The sequence below is a fragment of the Ruegeria arenilitoris genome (genome assembly GCF_013032445.1).
In the GTDB taxonomy this organism is placed as follows: domain Bacteria; phylum Pseudomonadota; class Alphaproteobacteria; order Rhodobacterales; family Rhodobacteraceae; genus Ruegeria; species Ruegeria arenilitoris_F.
Genome location: NZ_WQCA01000006.1, coordinates 88,660 through 110,906 on the forward strand (window position 1 = coordinate 88,660; position 22,247 = coordinate 110,906).

A 22,247-nucleotide genomic window follows, 5' to 3' on the forward strand; every position below is an offset into this window, starting at 1 on the left:
CGGCCCATATCGGAACCGTACCTGACCTGCCCCAATGGAACGTGATATGGAACATCTCATTTCCCTCGTGCATGCGATTTCTCTTCCGATTGCTATCGTTTCGGCCCTGTTGCTGAGCGGATACCTCGCCCTGAACCTGCGCCTACCGCATCTGGGTCTGTGGCCCAGCGCCAGCGGCTGGCGGCATCACACGGCCTTTGGTCTGTTTCGGCTATTTTGCGGAGCCACTGTTGTTTTTGCCTTGTCCGAGGTCTGGATGAATGGCTGGGGTCACTGGCTGCGGTATGTGATCGGCGTGCCGGTTATGCTGCTGTCTTTCGGGATCACGCTGTGGGGCTATCGCTTTCTGGGTCTCGACAACACCTATTGCGAAAGCGACGGGTTGGTGACCGGCGGGATGTATGCCTATTCGCGCAATCCGCAATATGTGACCTCGGTGCTGGCTACGGTTGGACTGGGTGTCGCCAGTGGATCGTGGATGACGTTGGGTTTGGCGGCGACGCTGTTCGTAATCTACTTCCTTTTCGTTCTGAACGAGGAACGTTGGCTACTTCAGGGTTATGGGCAAGCATTCCGGGATTACATGCAATCCACCCCACGCTTTGTCGACGAACGCAGCCTGATCCGGGTGCGGGACGCGATTCTCGACTGATCAAAGCGCACCGATAAGGCCAGTTTCAAAGAAAGATTTGCCTAAGCCGCGGCACGCGCGGCTTTCCCTTGCCCTTGCCCGCAATATGTTGCACCACACACGGGTTCAAACCCGGCGAGCGGGGCAAAGGATAAGGACAAGGCGCATGGCTGACGGATCGATCGACATCAACGCAAAACCCACCGAAGATATCTCGGTTCGGGACGTGTTCGGTATTGATACCGATATGGCAGTCAAAGGCTTTGCTGACCGCAGCGACCGTGTTCCTGCGATCGACCCGACCTATAAGTTCGACCCCGAGACCACATTGGCGATTCTCGCAGGATTTTCGCACAACCGCCGCGTGATGATCCAAGGCTATCACGGTACGGGTAAATCGACCCATATCGAACAGGTGGCCGCGCGCCTGAACTGGCCCGCAGTGCGCGTGAACCTCGACAGCCACATCAGCCGGATCGACCTGATCGGTAAGGACGCCATCAAACTGCGCGACGGCAAACAGGTCACCGAGTTCCATGAAGGCATCCTGCCCTGGGCTCTGCGTAATCCCGTCGCCATCGTGTTCGACGAATACGACGCTGGCCGCGCCGACGTTATGTTCGTGATCCAGCGTGTGCTGGAACATGACGGCAAACTGACCCTGCTGGACCAGAACGAGATCATCACACCGAACCCGAATTTCCGCCTGTTCGCTACCGCCAACACCGTAGGTCTGGGCGATACGACCGGCCTCTATCACGGCACCCAGCAGATCAACCAGGCACAGATGGACCGCTGGTCGCTGGTGTCGACGCTGAACTACCTTAGCCATGACGCCGAGACTATGATCGTCCTGTCGAAAGCACCGCATTACAACACCGCCGAAGGTCGCAAGAAAGTCAGCCAGATGGTGACAGTCGCCGACCTGACCCGGACCGCCTTCATGAACGGCGACCTGTCCACGGTGATGAGCCCCCGGACCGTGATCAACTGGGCCCAAAATGCCGAGATTTTCCGCGACGTGGGCTATGCCTTCCGCCTGTCCTTCCTGAACAAATGTGACGAGCTGGAGCGCCAGACGGTGGCCGAGTTCTATCAGCGTTGCTTTGACGAAGAGCTGCCGGAAAGCGCGGCGAGTGTCAGCTTGGGTTAACAGTTGCTCTGATCATCCCAGCGCAGGCTAACCCGCTGCAAAGCCAACTTCGATTTGCCGAACCCAACCTGACTGACAGCGTTGGGGCAGTGCATTTTGGCCTGAACTACGCTCTTTGCATTGTTTATCGTCCATCGGTGCAACAACTCCGTACCACTCCGATGTTTGGTCACAGAGGTACAAAACCTCTCCCGGCTCTAATGTGGTTAATCGACGAGAATAACCTGTTGGTCGGGCGCGCAGCGCCACAGCTTTTTGATCGACGATTAGAACACCAGGGCAAGGTTCTTCATCGGGCTTAGCTGTGCGTGTCACTTCGCGAGGAACAGCATAAAAAACCACGGCCAATAGAAGTACCAGAGCTGCGATCGTTGCCCGCGCTCTTACACTTGAACTCACAAATTATTCCTCATGATTGCATACAGCCGCTGCTCTGGTCGCAAGAAACCGCTTGAGTTTGTTCGAAACGTTTTGCGTTTGACCGTGTGACCAACATTACCTCCCAGGGTCGAAACATGGTCAGCACGTACCGCGATCACAAAATCACAGTGACTGGCAAAACGGTCGTGGACTTTTGCATGATCGTAAGTCGCGCTGAAACTACCACGTGCCATACAGACAAGATCCCCGATCTGCGGCTTGTGCTCATTTAAGCGGAATCCCCAGAAAGAGCCATTTTCGTTGTTTTCCCGCCGACGGATTGCCTGATGAACATAGCGTGAATGTGCGGCAGCTTGCTTAAAGTCGCCGTAGTCACCTGTTTGCTGGATACATCACGAAATGAAAGCGGCGGACCAAGGCCACCCTCGGTCCAAACCGTCAAAATCCATGTTTAAGTTGTCCCAATACTCGCCGACGAACTTGAAAAAAGGTGTTTGGAATTCTTTTCCTTTGCCCCGGTCAAATCGCAACCACTCTGCCACCGCGGTGCGTACCAGCTTTTCCCGTGGGTCTGAAACTGCATCTCGCAAAACGTTTTTGGAAACAAATCCGTCTTTCACGACACTGTCCACTTCAACTTTACAGGGTATCCAGCGGTCACCCTGCTGAGGGCCAGTTTGGGTTACCGGCGTTGCTTCCGGTAAAAAACCTATAATGTTGTTTCCGAAGCCAGCGGAACTTCTCATATTTGCGCCATACGCGAGTGACGATACAGCAAAATTGGCCATCTATCCCTCCACTAAAAAATGATCAAAAAAAGAGTATTCCTTAATTCTATCACACATTGGAAATCACCCCAAAACGGACCTGTACCCGCACGCCTTTACCGAGGCTGATCTTGCTTGCAAAAGTGAAGACGAATGTGATTTATCAAAGCATGACCAAACCCAACGACAACCCCGCTGATCCGTTCAAGAAGGCTCTGGCCGAGGCCACCAAGGTGATGGCCGACGATCCCGAATTGAACGTCTCATACACGGTCGATCCGTCAGGCCTTTCGGGCGAGTCGATGCGTCTGCCTCAGGTCAGCCGTCGGATGACCCGCGAAGAGGTTTTGCTGGCGCGCGGAACAGCGGATGCCCTGGCATTGCAGCGCAAATACCACGACGATGCTACGCACCTGCGCTATGCGCCTCCGGGCGACATGGCGCGCGACCTTTACGAAGCGATGGAGGTTGCCCGGTGCGAAGCGATGGGCGCGCGGGACATGCCCGGAACGGCCAGCAATATCGATGTCAAAATCGGGCATGAAGCGCTGCGCCGCGGCTATGACCAATGCAAACAGCCCGCAGATGCGCCCTTGGCGGTTGCGGCGGGCTATCTGATCCGCCATCTGGCGACCGGACGGGATCTGCCGCCTGCGGCCGAGAACATCATGAATCTGTGGCGTGGATTCATCGAGGAACAGGCTGGCGGGACGCTGGAAAACCTCGACGATATCCTCTCGGATCAGGCAGAGTTTGCGAAGTTCGCCCGTCAGATGATTAAGGATTTGGGCTATGGCGACCAGTTGGGGGATGACCCCGACGAGTTGGATGACGAGCAGGAAGAGCAGGCCGAAGACGACGCCGAGGAACAGCCCGATCCTGATAGCACCGGTGAGGACGATCAGGACGAACAGGACGCCGACGCAACCCCAGAGCAAACTCAGGAAGAGCAGCAGGATCAATCTCAGGCACAGGTCTCGATGGACGAGATGGCCGAAGATGAGATGGGTGAAGAGGCCGAAATGCCGGAAGGCGAGGCTCCTCTGGAACCCCCTGCCCCTCCGCCTGCGTCCGAGGCCGATCCGGACTATAAAGTGTATCTGAGCACCTATGACGAAGAGATTGCGGCCGAGGATTTGGCGGAACCGGCCGAACTGGAACGGCTGCGCGCCTATTTGGATCAGCAGTTGGAACCGTTGAAAGGCGCGGTGAGCCGTCTGGCAAACAAGCTACAACGCCGCTTGCAAGCCCAGCAAAACCGGTCTTGGGAGTTCGACCGCGAGGAAGGCATACTGGATGCCGGTCGTCTGGCGCGCGTTGTCGCAAACCCCACCACGCCGCTCAGCTTCAAGGTCGAGAAGGACACAGAGTTCCGGGATACGGTGGTGACGCTGTTACTCGACAACTCCGGTTCGATGCGGGGTCGTCCGATCTCGATTGCTGCGATCTGTGCGGACGTTCTGGCCCGGACGCTGGAACGTTGCAATGTGAAGGTCGAGATTCTGGGCTTTACCACCCGTGCATGGAAAGGTGGTCAGGCGCGTGAGGCATGGCTGAACGACGGTCGTCCGCAGCAACCGGGACGTCTGAACGATCTGCGTCACATCATTTACAAGGGCGCTGATGCACCTTGGCGGCGGGCGCGACCCAATTTGGGCCTGATGATGAAAGAAGGTCTGCTGAAGGAAAACATCGACGGCGAAGCGCTTGAATGGGCACATCGCCGGATGATGGCGCGGCGCGAACAGCGCAAGATTTTGATGGTGATCTCGGATGGTGCGCCGGTTGATGATTCAACACTCAGCGTCAACCCCGCGAATTATCTGGAAAAACACCTGCGCGACGTGATCGCCATGGTCGAGAAACGCAAGATGGTGGAACTGCTGGCGATCGGGATCGGCCATGATGTGACTCGTTACTATGACCGCGCCGTGACGATCACTGACGTCGAACAACTGGCGGGTGCGATGACCGAGCAACTGGCGGCGTTGTTCGACAGCGACCCGCGGGCGCGGGCTCGCGTGATGGGAATGAAGAGGGCCAGCTAAAGCTGGCCTTGCCTCCGGCGGGAGTATTTTCCAAAAAGATGAAGGGGTAAGCCCGATTTGGGAGAATTAGGAAATGTTTCAGTCCTTTGAGGTAACCGCGCGCCCGGAACAGGGGCCGCCACGGTTGGCTGCCTTGCGTAAAGAGATCGCGCGCGAGGGATTGGATGGGTTTCTGATCCCGCGATCAGACGCGTATCAGGGCGAATACGTTGCCCCACGTGATGAGCGCCTTGCGTGGCTGACTGGTTTCACAGGGTCGGCCGGGTTTTGCGTCGCTTTGGCCGACATCGCAGGGGTGTTTGTAGACGGGCGATATCGAACTCAGGTCAAGGCACAGGTCGCGGCAGATTTCACTCCCGTACCGTGGCCCGAAGTCAGCCTGAGCGCGTGGTTGAAAGAGCAACTGCCCGATGGCGGCAAAGTTGGTTTTGACCATTGGCTTCATGCCGCAGGTCAGATCACGAGCACACAGAAGGACCTGACCGGCAGTGGCATCGAACTGGTCCGCTGTGACAATCTGGTGGATCGGGTGTGGGAAGATCAACCCGCCCCACCGATGAACCCGATAAAGGCGCATCCGATCGAATTCGCCGGGGAAACCGCAGACAGCAAGATCGCCCGTCTGTCAGAGGCTCTGCGTGAGGCCGACTGCACTGCAGCAGTGATTACGCTGCCGGACTCGATCATGTGGCTGCTGAATATTCGCGGCTCGGATATCGGCTATAACCCAGTGGCGCACGGATTTGCCATACTGCATGCGGAAGGGAAGGTAGATTTGTTCATGGCCAAGGAAAAGGTGGCTGTGCCTCTGGACAAGCAAGTTCATGTTCACGCGCCAGATGGTTTTCTGGATGCGATCGCTGAGTTAGACGGTCAGGTACAGGTCGATCTGAGCACCCTGCCCCAAGCCGTAGCCGATGTGCTGCAGGACAGGATGGTAGATGGCGGCGATCCTTGTGCCCTGCCCAAAGCCTGTAAGAACGCAGCCGAGATAGCCGGCAGCGCCGAGGCGCATTTGCGCGACGCGGTGGCTGTTATCGAGACTTTGTCTTGGCTGGACGAACAGACGCCGGGAACCCTGACAGAGACGCAGGTGGTGACCCGTCTGGAAGAGAACCGCCGCAAGGACAACGCGCTGCAGGATATCTCTTTCGATACCATAGCGGGCACCGGACCCAATGGTGCTATCATGCATTACCGCGTGACCGAAGAGACCGACAGCCTTCTTGAAGACGGGCATATACTCGTGCTCGACAGCGGTGGGCAATATCTGGACGGCACCACTGACATCACCCGCACCATTGCCATCGGCAAGGTGGGTGACGAAGAAAAAGCCTGTTTCACCCGCGTGCTCAAAGGCATGATCAATCTGTCCATGCTACGCTGGCCCGTTGGCTTGGCTGGGCGCGATATCGAAGGTATCGCGCGGGCGCCGCTTTGGGCTGCGGGACAGGACTTCAACCATGGTGTCGGCCATGGTGTGGGTACATATCTGAGCGTCCACGAAGGCCCTCAACGCTTGTCGAAAGTCAGCCACGTACCCCTGCAACCCGGCATGATCCTGTCGAATGAACCGGGGTATTATCGCGAGGGCGCGTTTGGCATTCGCATCGAAAACCTAGTGGTCGTGCAAGAAGCCCCGGCCTTGCCGGGTGGTGACGCGGAACGCGCAATGCTGAACTGGCGCACCCTGACCTATGTACCTATCGACCGGCGGTTGATAACGACCGAGATCCTGACAAAGGCAGAGCGCGACTGGCTGAACGCCTATCACCGCGACGTTGCGGAAAAAATCAGACCAAGGCTGGGCGATGACGCTCAACTGTGGTTGGATGCCGCAACCGCGCCGCTCTGACACCGGACTGTTACATATACCGGGCAGAGGAGAGGCCCAGAAGAGACGAGGAAAGAGAAATGGTTGAGATCACAATCCGCAAGGCGCCGGGCAAATGGAGCGTTCGTTCAGGTGGTGCCATTCTGGGCGAAAGTACTGGCGCACTGGAATTGACCGAAGGTGATCTGACCCCGGTGATCTATTTTCCCCGCTCGGATATCGCGATGGCGTTTCTGGACGCAACCGACAAGGTTACGAATTGCCCGCATAAAGGAGACGCAACGCATTTCTCAATCGTCAACAAATCCTCGGTAACCGAGAACGCAGCTTGGAGTTATGAGGATCCGATCCCGAACATGGCCGAAATCAAAGGCTATGTGGCATTTTACCCGATCGAATCCGTGAAGATTGAGCAACTTTAGGGTTGAAGTCCGATGGTAGCAGTCGTTTCAACGACAGCGTTTGGACGTTTAGGCCAGCCTTCAGGCGACCATAAAAGTCCTTGTTCTTAGCACTTTGACGGCGCACTTTCTCGTGTCTTACGGTCTGTGTACGTATGGCAGTTTGGAAATTCCTTTCCGCACCGAACAAGGCGAGGAAGATGCAACCGGGGCACCTCGGTTCTCTTCTGAAGCTTGATCAGATTTGAATCACTTGCAATAGTTATGCATTTATTTCGTTTTGAAAGGTATGACTATGAAACTCAACTCATTACTGGTCACCGCACTTGGTGCAACCCTGCTCGCAACTTCTGCATTCAGCGAAAGTAAGCCAAGCGGTGCAAAAAACGCAGATCCTCAACAGGTTATCGACATTTACCTGGGCAAGACCTGGAATTGGAGCAAAGGAGGTTCTTATTGGGGTTCAGGCGGCCAGTTTCAGGCTGTTTGGGACGACGACCCAAGCGATCCCGCGGTCAGTTATACAGACGGAAAGTGGTACGTAACTTCAAAAGGTACTCTTTGTTACGAGACCGTTTGGCATTGGACTGGCAAAGATAAAGCAGACGAAGTTCTTAAAAACTGCTGGCGGCATGTGATTGATAAAGACGGGCAGGTGTGGCGCAGCGACCACCGCGACCAGAATGACTTTCATAAACTTGATCTGGGCAAGATCGCGAACGGTAACAAAATTAAACCCACGTACAACAAGTACAAGAAGATGGTGAATAGCTAGTTCATCCTAATTGTGAGTCCGGGATAAGCCTATCGCAAAGAACCCAGTTTCTTAACGCTGTCAGTAAATGCGCCGCAGCAACAGTAGAAGCAGCCAATTGGTTCTTCCAATAGCGCTTAATTAGACTCCGCTTCCGTTACTTTTTCCGTACGGTTTGCTCTTTGATGAGTGACACACAGAACCCCCAAACTTCAACTCGCTGTTTGTTTTTGGGCGAGATAGGTAGGTTGTGAAAACGAAATGAGTCAGACGTGGCGTTGTAAAAGAGGCACTCAAAACGTGAACGTTGGGCGGAACCTCACGCACCTGTTTCATGCAAGTGATCGGCAGCCGGTGCACACTGGACATGGATACCACCGGAGGATGCCATGTCGATCACACGCCGCAGTTTCACTGGAATGCTGGGGGCCGGGGCCGTTTTTCCCAGCATACTTTCAGCGCAAGAGGACCCAGTGCTTGAAGCCGTCAGATCAACTCTGTTTGGCAGCAACGCCGAGTTTGAACAAGGCATGGCTTTTCTTGTTCAACGCGGCAATCCAGATGTGGTTCCGGCCCTGATCACTGGCATGCGCTTTGGTCGGCGGCGTAGCGATGAAATCGTCGAGGTTATGCAATCCCTGACTGGTGAAAACATCGGAACAGATTGGTTCGACTGGATGCTGTGGCAGGAAAGGAATCCGCAACTGGTTCCCCACCCTTCGCTGATCCCGTTCAAGCGCGAAGTGCTGCTGGGCATCGACCAGAATTTCGACGACTTCTTGCGCTCCGAGTACCTGCAGCGGGACAAGATGAAAATCCGGTTGGAGGAGATAACGTGGGGCGGTGTGCGCAAGGACGGCATCCCGTCTCTGGACAACCCGACGCTGATAACAGCCGCGCGGGCCGATTATCTGAAAGAGGACGATCTGGTCTTTGGCGTCACGATCAACGGGGATGAACGCGCCTATCCGCTGCGCATCATGGGTTGGCACGAAATGTTCAACGAGGTGATTGGCGGCGTGCCGGTCGCGTTGGCTTATTGTACACTTTGCGGCTCGGGCATTTTGTTCGAAACCCAGGTTACGGGGCGGCGCAAACCACTGGTTTTCGGTTCCTCTGGGTTCCTGTACCGCTCGAACAAGCTGATGTTTGACCGCGAGACCCATTCGCTTTGGAACCAGTACACCGGCAAGCCCGTTGTGGGGCCACTGGTGGGCAGCGGGATAGAGTTGAAACAACGCCCCGTGGTGATCACCACATGGCAAAGCTGGAAGGCCTCGCACCCCGGAACCCGTGTCCTGTCGCTGAAAACAGGGCACCGGCGCAACTATGGATCAGGGGTGGTTTACAATGAGTACTTTGCCTCGCCGGATTTGATGTTCCCGGCGCTGGTCGATCAATCCGATCATCGACAGAAAGACTACGTCTTTGCCATCCGTCAATTCGGCGCAGCGCGGGCCTGGCCGTTGAGGGCGTTCAGCAAAACCCGCGTGATCAACGACGCGATTGCCAATCGACCTCTGGTCCTGATCGGCAATTCCGATAAGCGCGCCGTCCGCGCCTATGAGAGGAAATCGCACCAGTTCAAAGCCTCAGACGGCGGGCTTGTGGATCAGGCCGGTCAGAAATGGACCCTGACCGAAGAGGCCCTGATCGGGTCGAACGGCACCCGGCTTCCGCGGGTTGCAGGCCACATCTCGTACTGGTTCGCCTGGGACAATTATCTGGGCGACACGGCGACGGTGTATCGCGGCTAGGAATGCTCTTCGGCTGCAGTGGCCGCCAGTGCGCGGTTATAGGCCTTCAGAGCGTCAATGTGATACAGCGCGCCCACCGGATTTTCGCTGCCATCCCTTTCGATGGTGACGACAGGAATGCACGGGATGTCATCGCGGTCGAAATAGGGCATCGCCGCTTCCAGCGTAGCATTGGCTTGCACGCAGAGGCCCTGTTCAATCAGCTCAAGCGCCTCGTCCCGGTTGATCGACTTCGCATCGCCGATGGGCCGCATCACCGCGCCGGCACGCAGCATCGCCAGCAGATAGGCTTGCGGTCCTGCGGCCAGATGCACATCGCGGCGCTCCAGCTGTGTCAGGAAGAAAGACCTATCCACAAGGCGCGAGGCCAGCGCCGTTGACATTGAAACCGAGACCATCACGGCAAGCCCGATCTGCCAATCTCCGGTCAGTTCAAAGACGATCATGGTGGTGGAAATCGGTGCACCCAGCACAGCGGCGGCCACGGCGCCCATACCGGCAAAGGCATAAAGCGTGTGGGTTCCGGAGACATCCGGCAACAGCCCGGTGGCGATCAGGCCAAAAGCCAGCCCGGTCAGCGCTCCGATCATCAGCGAAGGTGAAAACACACCGCCCCCCATGCGCCCGCCCATGGTAATCGCCAGCGCCACCGTCTTGATCACCGCAAACAGGATCGCAACCGTCAGGGTCAGATCTCCGGTCAGTGCCCGAATTGTGGTTTCGTACCCGACTCCGATGATATGCGGAAACCAGATCGCCAGCAGGCCCAGCATTGCCCCGGACACCGCCGGGCGCAGCCAGCGCGGCAGGGACATACGGCTTTGGATATGGTTGCCGATATCCTCGGCGAAGAATATCGAGCGCATTAAAAGCAGCGACACCAGCCCGCAGATCAGCCCGAGGATCAGAAACGCAGGCAGTTCCACATAGAATTGCAGCGATCCGGGCGTTTCCAGAATGAACTCAGTAACGTCGCCGTATTCCAGCCGGTTGATCACTGTTCCGGCCACCGAGGCAATGACGATGGGCGCAAAGGCATGTACGGCAAAGTGGCGCAGCACAACCTCAAGCGCGAATAACGCACCGGCAATGGGCGAGTTAAAGCTGGCCGAAACCGCCGCTGCCACCGCGCAGCCCAGCAGGTCGCGCCCTGTAATGCCATCGGCGTGGATGCGGTCGCTAACCCAGGTCGAGATCACCCCAGCCATGTGCACCACCGGCCCCTCTCGCCCAGACGACCCGCCGGTGCTGAGCGTGATCAGCGAGGCAAAGAAGGACGCAATCCCCGCCTTACCCTCGACCCGGCCATCTGTCAGCGCGGCGCCCTCGATCACATCCGCAACCGAGCGTACCCGCCCATCATCGGTGAATTTGTGCAGGATCACACCCACGATCAGGCCGCCGATGATCGGTGTGATCAGGATTAAAAACCAAGGCAGTTTCTCGGCGTGGCTGTGCAGCAGCAGGATGTCCTCGGTATCATAGACATAGGCCTGCAGCGCCCGGATCGCCTTGCGGAACCCAAGCGCCATGAACCCCGCCGCGACCCCGATGGCCAGCGCGATGAACCAGAACTGGATCTGACTGGGACCGCGCCTCCGCATCACCCGCCACGCGTCCTTCATCGCGGCCAAAGCCTGATTAAGCTGGTTGCGCAGAACGGTGCGGGTCGATTGGGTCATTGGCCCTCGGGGATCAAGTCTTTTCCCTTAGTAAGCCACGGAGCGCCCTTATAAAAGTAGGATCGCGACGGTTTGAGCACTCGAAAGCGTCAGGCGTCAAGCAAAGCACGCGCGGCGGCGCGGGCCTCGTCAGTGATGGTATCCCCGGCGACCATACGGGCGATTTCGTCCACGCGGTCGGGGTCGGCCAGCGGGATCACGGTGGACAATGTCTGACCCTCCGTAACCTGTTTCTGTACCCTCCAATGGTGCGCTGCACGGGCGGCTACCTGCGGCGAATGCGTTACCACCAGAACCTGCCCCCCCTGCGCCAGCGACGCCAAACGACGCCCCACCGCATCGGCCGTCGCCCCACCAACGCCACGGTCGATTTCATCAAAGATCATGGTCCGCGCGCTGTCGTCACCAGACAAACAGACCTTGAGCGCCAATAGGAAACGGCTGAGTTCACCGCCCGAAGCGATCTTGTTTAGCGGGCCGGACGGTGCACCGGGGTTGGTGGCGACAGTAAAGGCCACAGCATCAGTGCCTTCAGGGCCGGGATCGGAGGCGGTGATTTCAGTCTGAAACACCGCGCGCTCCATTTTCAACGGCGCGAGTTCTGCCATCACCGCAGCATCCAGTCGTCCGGCAGCCTGCTGCCGCGTGGCACTGAGCGCGGCGGCGGCTTTGTCATAAGCGGCCTGAGCAGCCTCGACCGCGGCCCGCTGATCCGCCAGATTCGCATCGCCCGCGTCCAGCCGGTTCAACCGGTCACGCAACGTATCGGCAAACGACCCCAAATCGTCCGGGGCCACGTCATGCTTGCGCGCTAGTGCGCGGATGGCAAACAGGCGTTCTTCGGCGGCCTCAAGTTCTGACGGGTTGAAATCCAGAGCTTGAAGGCAGGCATTCACACCATCCTGCGCCTCTCCCAATTCGATCAGGGCGCGGCCTAGTGCTGCGATAGGTTCCTCTAGCTGCCCGCCCGCGTTGTCGGACACACCTTCCAGCCAACGCACGGCGTCGGACATGGCCCCTTCGGCCCCGTCCCCGCCAAGCAGATCAAAGGCGCGGGCCACGTCATCGCGGATACGTTCGGCCCCCTGCATCATCCGGCGGCGCGCATCCAGTTCGGCATCCTCGCCGGGTTGCGGATCCAATTTGTCCAGTTCCGCAACGGCGTGGCGAAGGAATTCCTCTTCGGCGCGCATAGAGGCAAGCGTCGCCTCGGTCTCAGCCAGAGCCTTTCGTACGCGTGACATCTCAGTCCACGCAACACGTACAGCAGCAAGATGATTCCCCACCCCGGCATAGTCATCCAGCATCGCCCGGTGACCGCGCGGGTTGAGCAACCCGCGATCATCATGCTGGCCGTGCAGTTCAATCAACGTCTCGGACAGCGCCCGCAGCACCTCGCCCGAGCAGCGCCGGTCGTTGACCCAAGCAGTCTTGCGGCCCTCGGCTGTATTGACACGGCGCAGGATCAGTTCCTCGCCACCGGGAAGGCCAGCCTCGGCCAGAACCGCATGGGCGGCGTGATCGGGGCCCAGCTCGAACTCGGCGATCACCTCACCTTGGGCCGCCCCCTGACGGACCAGTTCGGCCCGTCCACGCCAGCCCAGCACAAAACCCAGCGAATCCAGCAGGATCGACTTGCCCGCGCCGGTTTCCCCGGTCAATGCGTTCAGGCCCGGTTGAAACGTCAGTTCCAGCCGGTCAATGATCAGCATGTCGCGGATATCAAGGGCGCGCAGCATCGGGTCTTAGCGTCCCACGCCTGTAGCCATGGCGATTACAACCACTCACCTTTGATCGTCTGGCGGTAGATTTGGCTGAGCCAGTTGTTGCCGCGGCTCTTAAGCTCCAACCCACGCGAGGTCAGCAGCGTGTAGCCCGCGTCGTACCATTCCGACGATTGGTAGTTGTAGCCCAGAATGGCACCGGCCGATTGCGCCTCATCCACCAGACCCAATGACAGATACGCCTCGATCAGGCGATAGAGTGCTTCGGCGGTGTGGGTGGTGGTCTGGAAGTCTTCGACCACAACGCGGAACCGGTTGATGGCCGCGGTATAGTGATCCTGACGCAGGTAATAGCGCCCGATCTCCATCTCTTTGCCAGCCAAATGGTCAAAAGCCAGGTCGAATTTCAGCACGGCCGATGTGGCATATTCACTGTCGGGATAGACCTCGATCACCGTCCGCAATGATTGCAACGCCTGAAAGGTCAGGCCCTGATCGCGACCAACTTCGTCAATCTGGTCATAGTAGCTGAGCGCCAGAAGGTACTGGGCATAGGCTGCGTCTTCGTCCGTCGGGTAGAAGTCGATATAGCGCTGCGCGGCAGCGCGGCTTTCTTCGTAGTTCTTGTCCGTGTGGAACGAAAACGCCTGCATGATCAACGCGCGTTTTGCCCAGTCGGAATAGGGATACAGACGCTCCACCTCCGAGAAGTACCACGCTGCATCATCCGAGCGATTCTGCGACAGCTCGTACTCACCACGTGTGTAAATCTGTTCTGGCGTAAAGCCTTCCAGGTTCTGATTGCGGTCTGCGCCTCTGTTGCCGCAAGCCGTCAAAACTGCTGCCAGAACAATCGCGCCTGCGATTCTGACTGCCGCTTTGGTGCCAACCATTCCGCCTATCCTTGTCGTATTGCTTATCGGGGTAAGCCCCGGATTGGGCTTCGGTTTAGCATATAAAATTCCGAGGCAAAACGCCTTAGTAGGCCTGTTGGCGGAATTGTCGACAGAGTTGATCTAATCAGGCAACTTCAGGGATTTCGTCCCAAACAAGCCCCTGCCCCGGCAGGCGCGCGGCTTGTTCCGGGGTGCACAGCACAGGGCGTACAGCGCCGGGAGTTTCAAACAGCTTGCGCAGCAACGTGTTAGTCATGGCATGACCAGATTTGTCACCAGTGAAATGACCCAGAATCGGACCACCCGCCAGATAGAGGTCACCCAGAGCATCCAGCATCTTGTGACGTACAGCCTCATCCGCGTGACGGAAACCGCCAGGGGTCAGTACGTCATCACCTTGTACGACAACAGCGTTTTCCAGCGTACCGCCCAAGGCAAGGCCGTTTTCACGCATCGTTTCAACGTCGGTGCGGCGGCAGAACGTGCGGCAATCGCTGAGCTCACGCGCGAATGAACCATTGCGCATGTCCAGTCTCTTGGTCTGGCTGCCAATCGCGCCGTCTTCGAATTCAATGTGGAAATCGATGATCAACCCGTCCGCAGGCGTAATCGACGCACTGGCACCTTCCCGCGACGCGGTCACTGGCTTGAGAACTTCGAAGGCCAGAACCGGGCTGGCTTGACGACGCACGCCCTTGCCCATGATGCCGCGTACGAAATCGATCGACGAACCGTCCATAATCGGAACTTCGGGACCATCGATCTCGATCAGCGCGTTATGCACGCCACAACCCGCCAGCGCGGCCATAATATGCTCGACAGTCGAAACCGAGACACTTGCTTCGTTCACCAAGCGGGTGCAAAGCGGCGTCCGCTCAACCACGTCATAGATCGCAGGGATCAGTGCATTGCCCAGCTCAATATCCGTCCGTTTGAACCAGATGCCGTGACCGGCGGCTGCCGGCTTCAGGACCATCGTCGCAGGCTTGCCGCTGTGCAGCCCGACGCCTGTAAACGTGATCGGAGATTTGAGCGTATGTTGCAAGGTGAACCTCGATGAGTGGTTTCCGGCCTTTTCGGTCCGTGTTGGTCACTCAACTAAGGAAGGTAGAGAAAAGGCTCAACTCACTCTTTGTAACTGAATGAAACATGAATGTAACAGATCGGCAAAAGGCTGCTTACATGCCTTTAAGTCTTTGTAATTAAAAAGAAAAGGGCCACCAAATGGTGGCCCTCTTTCATATTATTGTTACCGTAATCAGTTGGCTTGACGGCGCAGGAAGGCCGGAATTTCGATGCGGTCCTGCTCGGGGTCGGCCTCGTCATGCGCAGGTGCCGTAGCGTCAGCTTGGCGCATTGGAGGCTGTTGGCGCATCGGTTGAGCCGGGGTATCTGCGGCGTGACCAGTCATCCGATCAATCAGGCGGTTAAAGCCAAAGCGGGGACGATCCTGCGCATCTGCCTGCGGTGCCGGGGCCGGTTGATGGGCCTGCGGGCGAGGCGCGGGATGGCCACGCTCGGCTGCCGGAATGTTCTGAACAGCGGCCTGCAGACGCTGCAACGCCTCGGGGGACGGAGTACCTGCCGCGGCCTGCGGCTGTGGTGCAACAAAGCTCTCGGGCGCGGGTTCAACCGGTTCCGGGGTTGGCTCGAATTCGGCAACACGCGGCTGGTACGCCGGGGGCGGCAAACCGTCGTCGTCCCGTTCTACCCGAGGCTGAAACTGCGGCTGCGCAGGTTCCTCGGCGGTTTCAAACAGCGAGGGTTCGCGGTTGACTTCAGGCTGCGGTGCGGGCTCGGCAAATTCGGCCGCAACGGCGGGGGGCTCTTCCTGCTGCGGTTCTTCTGCCGAAACGGTACGTGTCAACGGTGCCGACATGGGGCGACGTGCGACCGGTACGTCTTCGGTTTTCTCGCTGGCGTCGATGCCGGTGGCGACAACCGATACGCGCATACCGCCTTCCATTGCCGTATCCAAGGTCGAACCTACGATGATGTTGGCCTCCGGGTCTACTTCCTCTCGGATGCGGTTGGCGGCTTCGTCCAGTTCGAACAGGGTCAGGTCGTGCGAACCGGTGATGTTGATCAACACGCCCTTGGCACCCTTGAGGCTGATTTCGTCCAGCAGCGGGTTGGCAATCGCCTTCTCGGCCGCCTGAACCGCACGATCTTCACCGGTGGCCTCACCGGTGCCCATCATCGCCTTGCCCATTTCGTCCATCACAGCACGAACATCGGCAAAGTCGAGGTTGATCAGGCCCGGACGCACCATCAGGTCGGTCACGCCCTTAACACCCTGGTACAGAACATCGTCCGCCATCGAGAACGCCTCGGTGAAAGTCGTCTTCTCGTTGGCCAACCGGAACAGGTTCTGGTTCGGGATAATGATCAGCGTATCGACGACCTTTTGCAGCGATTCAACGCCGTCTTCGGCCTGACGCATCCGCTTGGCACCTTCAAACTGGAAGGGTTTGGTGACAACGCCCACGGTCAGCACGCCCAATTCACGGGCCGCCTGTGCGATGATCGGAGCCGCACCTGTGCCGGTGCCGCCGCCCATACCGGCGGTGATAAAGCACATATGTGCGCCTGCTAGGTGATCGACGATCTGTTCGATGCTTTCTTCGGCAGCTGCGGCACCTACGGTGGGTCGTGCACCGGCGCCCAGACCTTCGGTGACTTTCACACCCAGCTGCACCCGCGCCGAGGACTGGCTTTGCTGCAGCGCCTGCGCGTCAGTGTTGGCGACCACAAAATCAACGCCATCCAGTTGTTTCTCAATCATGTTGTTGACAGCGTTACCGCCTGCACCGCCAACGCCAAATACTGTAATCCGAGGCTTCAGTTCGTCGTGCCCGGGCATCGAAAGATTCAATGTCATGCTCTGTCCGCCTGTTTTTTTGACCCGCCAAAGCGGTGTTTTTCTTACCTAACCGCTTACAATTCTATCGACCCAAACCGCAAAGGTCACGCCAAAAATCGTCAAATTCCACAAAATATGGAGGAAATAAGGCAGTCACCAACGGCATTTCGCGCTGAACGCCAGATGTTGCGGAAAAAACTCAGTCCACCACAAAGCAAGCAACGCGTGCGCCGTAGCCGACATGCACGTCACTTGGAGAGTCCATCGATTTTCAAAGTGCGGAAAACTGCTCAGGTCCTGCCGCAGGGCCTCTGACGGGCCTTGTGGATATCTTGCGGGATAAAACGACGGGCCGCAACCCGTTTCTTTAGCTAATTGGGGTACTTGGACAATTCAAACCGTCCTCGGTGATGCTGCGCACCTCTTGAATTTCGCGGCGACTGAAACTGGCCAGTCGCACCATCAGGCGATCTTCGTGCAGAAAGGGCCACCAGCAGACCGGCACGCCATCCGCATCATCATCGTACAAAAAGCAGATCTGGCCGTTCGGCGTGGTGATTTGTCCGTAAACACAGCCCCGACCCTCCATACGCCACACGGATAAAGTTGGGCTGAGGAACTCCTCGGCACCCACCAGAAAGCCGCTGGGGTAGTCATGGAATGTGACTGTCTTACCTTGCACAGCGGTCAGAAATGCCTCGGGTGTGATCCGGGTTTGTGCTTGTACGGCGAATGGGGTCAGGGCAATCACCGCCGCGACCCCTGCCCGCTTACCAATTGTCACGGAACCAGCGCATCGCGCGTTTGAAAGGCCGTGCTGCATAGGTATCGACCGGAATTTCGAAATCCCACCACTCGTCCTGCGGATGCGCCGCAAACAGGCTGAGCCCCACGGCCGACGAGAACCCCGGTCCGGTCGCCGATTGCGGCAGGCCGTGAACGCGCAGCGGACGGCCCAGACGGACACGCTGACCCAGAATACGGGTCGCAAGGCCATCCAGCCCCATGATCTGACTGCCGCCACCGGTCAGCACGATCTGCTGGCTGGGCATATGCTCGAACCCGGCAGCGTCCAAACGCACGCGCACCTCTTCGAGGATTTCCTCAACACGCGGGCGCATGATGCCGATCAACTCGGCCCGGCTGACGGTGCGACGGTCATGCTCCCAATCGCCGGTGTCGCCACCAATGTCGATCAGGTCGCGGTCATCAGCTCCGGTGGCGTGCACCCCGCCGTTGAAGGTCTTGATCCGCTCGGCCACCGCCGCCGGCACGCCCAAACCCATCGAAATATCAGCGGTCACGTGATCGCCACCCATGCGGACGCAATCGGCATAGATCATGTGTTTCTTCATGAAGATCGACACGCTGGTGGTGCCGCCACCCATGTCAATACAGGCCGCGCCCAGCTCCTGCTCATCCTCGACCAGTGCTGAAATCCCCGACACGTAGGCCGAGTTCGCTATCCCCGCCAATTCCAGATCGCAGCGCTTGATACAGCGCACGATGTTCTGGATCGCAACCGCATCGACGGTCAGCATATGCATGTCCACGGCCAGTGATTGCCCCATCTGTCCACGCGGGTCGATCAGGCCCGAGCGGTTATCCAGCGCAAAATTCACCGGCTGCGCGTGCAACACTTCGCGCCCGGCTCCGTAATCCGGCACGTCACAGGCGTTCAGCACGCGGCCGACCTCGGCTTCGCTAACGACCTGACCTTCCAAATCAACCTGCGCATCCAACCCGTACGAACGCGGATTTGCGCCCGAGAAGCTGGCAATCACGTGATCCACCCGGATATCAGCCATCTTCTGTGCCGCTTGCAGAGCGGTCCGGATCGCGCGCTCGGTCTCTTGCATGGCGGTGACTTCGCCAAACTGCACGCCACGCGACCGTGTGGTTGCCGCCCCGATCACCCGGAAACCGGTCTGACCAGCCAGTGAGCCGATGCTGTTATCCTCGCTCAACCGACCTGTGCCGTCGAACCGCAGCACAAGGCAGGCAATCTTGGAACTGCCCACATCCAGAATGGCGACAACACCGCGTTGCATCGCCTGTCTGCGCATCTGCCGCATGGCCCGTTGGGACTGATAAAGATCGGTCATCATGGTCGTTACTGCCCGTTACCCACTGTCACTTTTGTATTCCACCAGTCTTCGCTGGCGGCTTTGGTCATTCTGATGGTCGGACGCTGGCCCAGGCGCATGTCCACCACCGCCACGTCCCGTTCCAAAAGGTCCTGCACCTCGTTCACCGCCAGCACGCGCTCAAGCGCACGCACGGGCTTCTCGGTCGGCAGCATGATGCGCTGGCCACGATCCAGAACCAGATCCCAGCGGCGTTCACCAATCCGCACCAGGCCGCGCACCCGGGTTCCCAGACTCCGTGCGGTTGTCACCAGTTGCAGCGCTTCGCCCACATACGCATCGGCCCCCTTGCCCGCGATCAGCGGCAGTTGAGAGTGATCCTTGCGCGACGCGATCCGTTCGACATGGGCGCCGGTTTCATCCAGCAATTCGATCCCGCTGCGCGTGCGCCAGACGATGACCGGCTTTCGCTCGACCACATCGACCTGCAGAACACCGCCGGGGCGAACGCGGACCGTTGCGGATTTCACCGGGTCCAGCCCGGTGATCGTATCGCGGATCTGCTCGACATCCAGATCCCAGGAACTCATCGGGAAATCCAGCGGCACAACTTCGCGTATATCCTCGGACAGGTTGGTCCCTGCGCCATCGATCGCCATCAGGTTGACCATGAATTCCGGGCGCTGCTGGATCGAGGTCTTGATGTCGCTGACATAAGCCACCACGGCCTCGCGCCGGTCTTCCGCGCTGAAGTACAGCCCGATGGCAGCGCAGACCGCCGCAATCGGCAGACCGACCTTCAGCCCACGCCGAACCCCCGGCGTCAGCATCCAACGCTGCAGGCGATAGCTCATCCGCGACGGGGCGGGATCGAACCGTTGTGATTTGCGTCCGAACAGCTTCGCACCGCGCAGACGTAGTTTCGGCTCAGCCTCGTGGCGGTCGCCCGACGCGAAATCGGCATCCGGCCCGGCCAATGGTTTCGAGCGGTGGATCACCGGCGCGCGGGTGGCTCTCAGCGGTTGCATGAGGCGTCCTCCACCATCCACGCGCAAAGCTGGCCAAACGTCATGCCGCGATGCTCGGCCTGTTCCGGCACCAGCGAGGTCGGCGTCATGCCGGGCTGGGTGTTGGTTTCCAGCAGGAACAGCCCATCGGCCCCCTTGCTGTCATCCCAGCGGAAATCGGTGCGGCTGACGCCCTTGCATCCGAGCGCATTGTGGGCCCGCAAGGCGTAATCCATGCAAAGATCAAAGATGTCCTGCGGCACGTCGGCGGGCAGCACATGCCACGAGCCACCGGGCTTGTACTTGGCGTCGTAGTCATACCAGCCGCCATCGGTCATGATCTCGGTCACGGTCAGGGCACGGTCACCCATCACGGTTACGGTCAACTCGCGGCCCGCAATATACTTCTCGACCATCACATGTTCGGGCATCTCATCCGACAGCTGCGGCGGACCGTTCGAACCTTCGTGCACGATATAAATGCCGACGCTGGACCCTTCGTTGTTGGGCTTGGCCACGTAAGGCGGCTCCATCACGTGGACCTCGATCACCTCGACCTTGGGCACGATCACGCTGGGAACAACGGGCAGGCCTTCGACCTGAAACACTTCTTTGCTGCGCTGCTTGTCCATCGCCAAAGCCGAGGCCAGAACGCCGGAATGCGTATAGGGAATGCGCATCCATTCCAGCAGACCCTGCACGCAGCCGTCTTCACCCCAGCGGCCATGCAGGGCGTTGAAAACCACATCCGGTTTGATCTCTAAAAGGCGCGCGTAGAGGTCGGGACCTGCGTCCAGCTCAACCACTTCAAAGCCTTCTCCCCGTAGGGCGGCTGCGCATTCGCGCCCAGAGCTGAGAGACACCTCGCGTTCCGCCGAAGGGCCACCCATCAATACCGCCACTTTGGGGTTTGTCCTGCTCGACATACCCAACGTGCGCCTCAATGTCCCCGGACCTTATGTGGTGGTCCGTGCTGTGTTTATGCCTTTGATCCGTCGCCGTTAATTGCCTGTTATGGTCTGACGGTTGGGGCTTTATTCTTTCAGCGGATCGCCGACCCGCATGATTTCCCACTCTAACGTTATGCCGCTTGTTTCGTAAACCTTTTTTCGCACCTCTTCGCCCAGACCTTCGAGGTCAGCAGCGGTGGCGGCTCCGGTATTGATCAGGAAATTTGAATGCTTCGGGCTCATCTGCGCACCGCCCAGCGTCGCCCCGCGCATTCCCGCGTCTTCGATCACCTTCCACGCCTTGAGGTCATGCACATCATCCGCCCGCCCGGTCGAGGAAAACCCGGCCGGATTGCGGAATGTCGACCCGGCGCTGCGATCCTTGGTGGGTTGGGTTTTGTCGCGCTTCTGCAACTGCGCCGTCATGCGGTCGTGCAGGTTCTGCGGATCACACGAGGGGCCTTCGAACGTGGCCGAAACCAGCACAGCGCCTTCCGGCAGATCAGACTGGCGGTAGCGGAAATTGAGGTCCTCGGGGGTCAGGTCCACCACTTCTCCCTGCCGGGTGACGATGGTCGCCTTGCGCAACACGTCAGCGGTGTAACTACCATAGCAACCTGCGTTCATCCGCACCGCTCCGCCGATTGAGCCTGGAATGGTACGCAGAAAGGTCAAGTCCACACCCGCATCCGCCGCCTTGCGCGCCACATGCGCGTCCAGCGCGGCGGCACCTGCAGTGACAGTGTTGCCCTCAACCGAAATGCTATTGAACCCACGCCCCAGCCGGATCACCACGGCGCGCAGCCCTCCGTCCCGCACGATCAGGTTCGATCCGACACCCATTGGAAAGACCGGAACATCAGTGGGCAGGTCGCGCAGAAAACCTTGCAGGTCTTCGATATCGGCAGGTTGAAACAGGTAATCCGCCGGGCCTCCGACGCGCAGCCAGGTCAGGTCGTTCAGCGCTCGGGCCTGCGTCAGGCGTCCACGAACATCGGGCAGGTCGATCATGTGTTTGCTCTTGCAGCCAGGCTGCGCCCGCCGACACCACCGACGATAACCGCCAATAAGAAGGGCAGCACCGCTCCGGTCAGCCAGATGAAGGGGCCAAAGGCCTTTTCCTCTTCACCGGTGCCAACGCTTGCAAGTGCCACGATAAGCGCAAGCGAGACGGCAGAGGTCAGCCCGATCAGCCACAGCAGACCTTTGACGCCGATCCAGCGCCCGGCAACAAAGCCCGCCAAAGTCCCGAGGATCAGCGTGATGAGTGGCAAATACGCGAAAGTGGCGACGTCGACCATGGCAGTGACTC

Annotated in this window: 20 protein-coding genes; 7 read left to right on the plus strand and 13 right to left on the minus strand. The window is 58.7% G+C overall.

Going from position 1 to position 22,247, the window contains the following annotated elements; all coding sequences use genetic code 11:
* The first annotated feature begins 46 nt into the window (after positions 1-46).
* Together GOW98_RS09955 and cobS are read left to right on the plus strand one after the other, a co-directional pair.
* The gene (locus GOW98_RS09955) at positions 47-652 is read left to right on the plus strand and encodes a methyltransferase family protein (RefSeq protein WP_170331533.1); all 606 of its coding nucleotides are present in this window, start codon (positions 47-49) and stop codon (positions 650-652) included.
* 145 nt (positions 653-797) lie between these two features.
* Positions 798-1,784, plus strand: coding sequence for a cobaltochelatase subunit CobS (gene cobS, locus GOW98_RS09960; RefSeq protein WP_170331535.1), 987 nt, complete (start codon positions 798-800; stop codon positions 1,782-1,784).
* A 395-nt stretch (positions 1,785-2,179) separates the two neighbouring features.
* Here cobS and GOW98_RS26240 read toward each other — a convergent pair whose 3' ends face one another.
* Together GOW98_RS26240 and GOW98_RS09970 are read right to left on the minus strand one after the other, a co-directional pair.
* Positions 2,180-2,554: a DUF2272 domain-containing protein gene (locus GOW98_RS26240; RefSeq protein WP_170331962.1), complete on the minus strand. Its 375-nt coding sequence runs from the start codon at positions 2,552-2,554 to the stop codon at positions 2,180-2,182.
* Between the two features lie 3 nt (positions 2,555-2,557).
* A complete protein-coding gene (locus GOW98_RS09970; protein ID WP_170331537.1) occupies positions 2,558-2,953 on the minus strand; it encodes a hypothetical protein in 396 nt (131 codons plus the stop codon).
* Between the two features lie 149 nt (positions 2,954-3,102).
* On the opposite strand from GOW98_RS09970, the gene cobT reads away from it, so the two are divergent.
* The 5 genes from cobT (at position 3,103) to GOW98_RS09995 (ending at position 9,726) form a co-directional block, all read left to right on the plus strand.
* Positions 3,103-4,980, plus strand: coding sequence for a cobaltochelatase subunit CobT (gene cobT / locus GOW98_RS09975; protein ID WP_170331539.1), 1,878 nt, complete (start codon positions 3,103-3,105; stop codon positions 4,978-4,980).
* A gap of 73 nt (positions 4,981-5,053) precedes the next feature.
* On the plus strand, positions 5,054-6,835 hold the full coding sequence (locus GOW98_RS09980; RefSeq protein ID WP_170331541.1) for an aminopeptidase P family protein: 1,782 nt from the start codon (positions 5,054-5,056) through the stop codon (positions 6,833-6,835).
* Positions 6,836-6,894: 59 nt separating this feature from the next.
* On the plus strand, positions 6,895-7,236 hold the full coding sequence (locus tag GOW98_RS09985) for a DUF427 domain-containing protein (RefSeq protein WP_170331542.1): 342 nt from the start codon (positions 6,895-6,897) through the stop codon (positions 7,234-7,236).
* A 268-nt stretch (positions 7,237-7,504) separates the two neighbouring features.
* Complete coding sequence (locus GOW98_RS09990; RefSeq protein ID WP_170331544.1) at positions 7,505-7,990, plus strand: DUF995 domain-containing protein; 486 nt, start codon at positions 7,505-7,507, stop codon at positions 7,988-7,990.
* A gap of 368 nt (positions 7,991-8,358) precedes the next feature.
* On the plus strand, positions 8,359-9,726 hold the full coding sequence (locus tag GOW98_RS09995) for a DUF3179 domain-containing protein (RefSeq protein WP_170331546.1): 1,368 nt from the start codon (positions 8,359-8,361) through the stop codon (positions 9,724-9,726).
* Here GOW98_RS09995 and GOW98_RS10000 read toward each other — a convergent pair.
* From GOW98_RS10000 to GOW98_RS10050, 11 genes are all read right to left on the minus strand, one after another.
* On the minus strand, positions 9,723-11,408 hold the full coding sequence (locus GOW98_RS10000; RefSeq protein WP_170331548.1) for a chloride channel protein: 1,686 nt from the start codon (positions 11,406-11,408) through the stop codon (positions 9,723-9,725). The two genes, GOW98_RS09995 and GOW98_RS10000, sit on opposite strands and share 4 nt — an antisense overlap.
* A gap of 89 nt (positions 11,409-11,497) precedes the next feature.
* A complete protein-coding gene (gene recN, locus GOW98_RS10005; RefSeq protein WP_170331550.1) occupies positions 11,498-13,147 on the minus strand; it encodes a DNA repair protein RecN in 1,650 nt (549 codons plus the stop codon).
* A 35-nt stretch (positions 13,148-13,182) separates the two neighbouring features.
* The gene (locus tag GOW98_RS10010; RefSeq protein WP_170331552.1) at positions 13,183-14,025 is read right to left on the minus strand and encodes an outer membrane protein assembly factor BamD; all 843 of its coding nucleotides are present in this window, start codon (positions 14,023-14,025) and stop codon (positions 13,183-13,185) included.
* A gap of 127 nt (positions 14,026-14,152) precedes the next feature.
* A complete protein-coding gene (gene lpxC / locus GOW98_RS10015; RefSeq protein ID WP_170331554.1) occupies positions 14,153-15,073 on the minus strand; it encodes a UDP-3-O-acyl-N-acetylglucosamine deacetylase in 921 nt (306 codons plus the stop codon).
* Between the two features lie 213 nt (positions 15,074-15,286).
* Positions 15,287-16,909, minus strand: a complete 1,623-nt coding sequence (gene ftsZ, locus GOW98_RS10020; RefSeq protein ID WP_170331556.1) for a cell division protein FtsZ — start codon at positions 16,907-16,909, stop codon at positions 15,287-15,289.
* A 349-nt stretch (positions 16,910-17,258) separates the two neighbouring features.
* On the minus strand, positions 17,259-17,675 hold the full coding sequence (locus tag GOW98_RS10025) for a hypothetical protein (RefSeq protein WP_367646829.1): 417 nt from the start codon (positions 17,673-17,675) through the stop codon (positions 17,259-17,261).
* Positions 17,662-18,996 carry a cell division protein FtsA gene (ftsA, locus tag GOW98_RS10030; protein ID WP_170331558.1) on the minus strand — a complete coding sequence of 445 codons (1,335 nt, stop codon included), beginning with the start codon at positions 18,994-18,996 and terminating at the stop codon, positions 17,662-17,664. The genes GOW98_RS10025 and ftsA overlap by 14 nt, the downstream gene beginning before the upstream one ends.
* A gap of 8 nt (positions 18,997-19,004) precedes the next feature.
* Positions 19,005-20,006: a cell division protein FtsQ/DivIB gene (locus tag GOW98_RS10035; RefSeq protein ID WP_170331560.1), complete on the minus strand. Its 1,002-nt coding sequence runs from the start codon at positions 20,004-20,006 to the stop codon at positions 19,005-19,007.
* The gene (locus tag GOW98_RS10040; RefSeq protein WP_254437969.1) at positions 19,994-20,911 is read right to left on the minus strand and encodes a D-alanine--D-alanine ligase; all 918 of its coding nucleotides are present in this window, start codon (positions 20,909-20,911) and stop codon (positions 19,994-19,996) included. The genes GOW98_RS10035 and GOW98_RS10040 overlap by 13 nt, the downstream gene beginning before the upstream one ends.
* Positions 20,912-21,019: 108 nt before the next feature.
* Entirely contained in the window at positions 21,020-21,946 is a 927-nt protein-coding gene (gene murB, locus GOW98_RS10045; protein ID WP_170331562.1) for a UDP-N-acetylmuramate dehydrogenase, read from the minus strand.
* Positions 21,943-22,236: a hypothetical protein gene (locus GOW98_RS10050; RefSeq protein WP_170331564.1), complete on the minus strand. Its 294-nt coding sequence runs from the start codon at positions 22,234-22,236 to the stop codon at positions 21,943-21,945. Before GOW98_RS10050 ends, murB begins: the two co-directional genes overlap by 4 nt.
* Positions 22,237-22,247 lie beyond the last annotated feature (11 nt).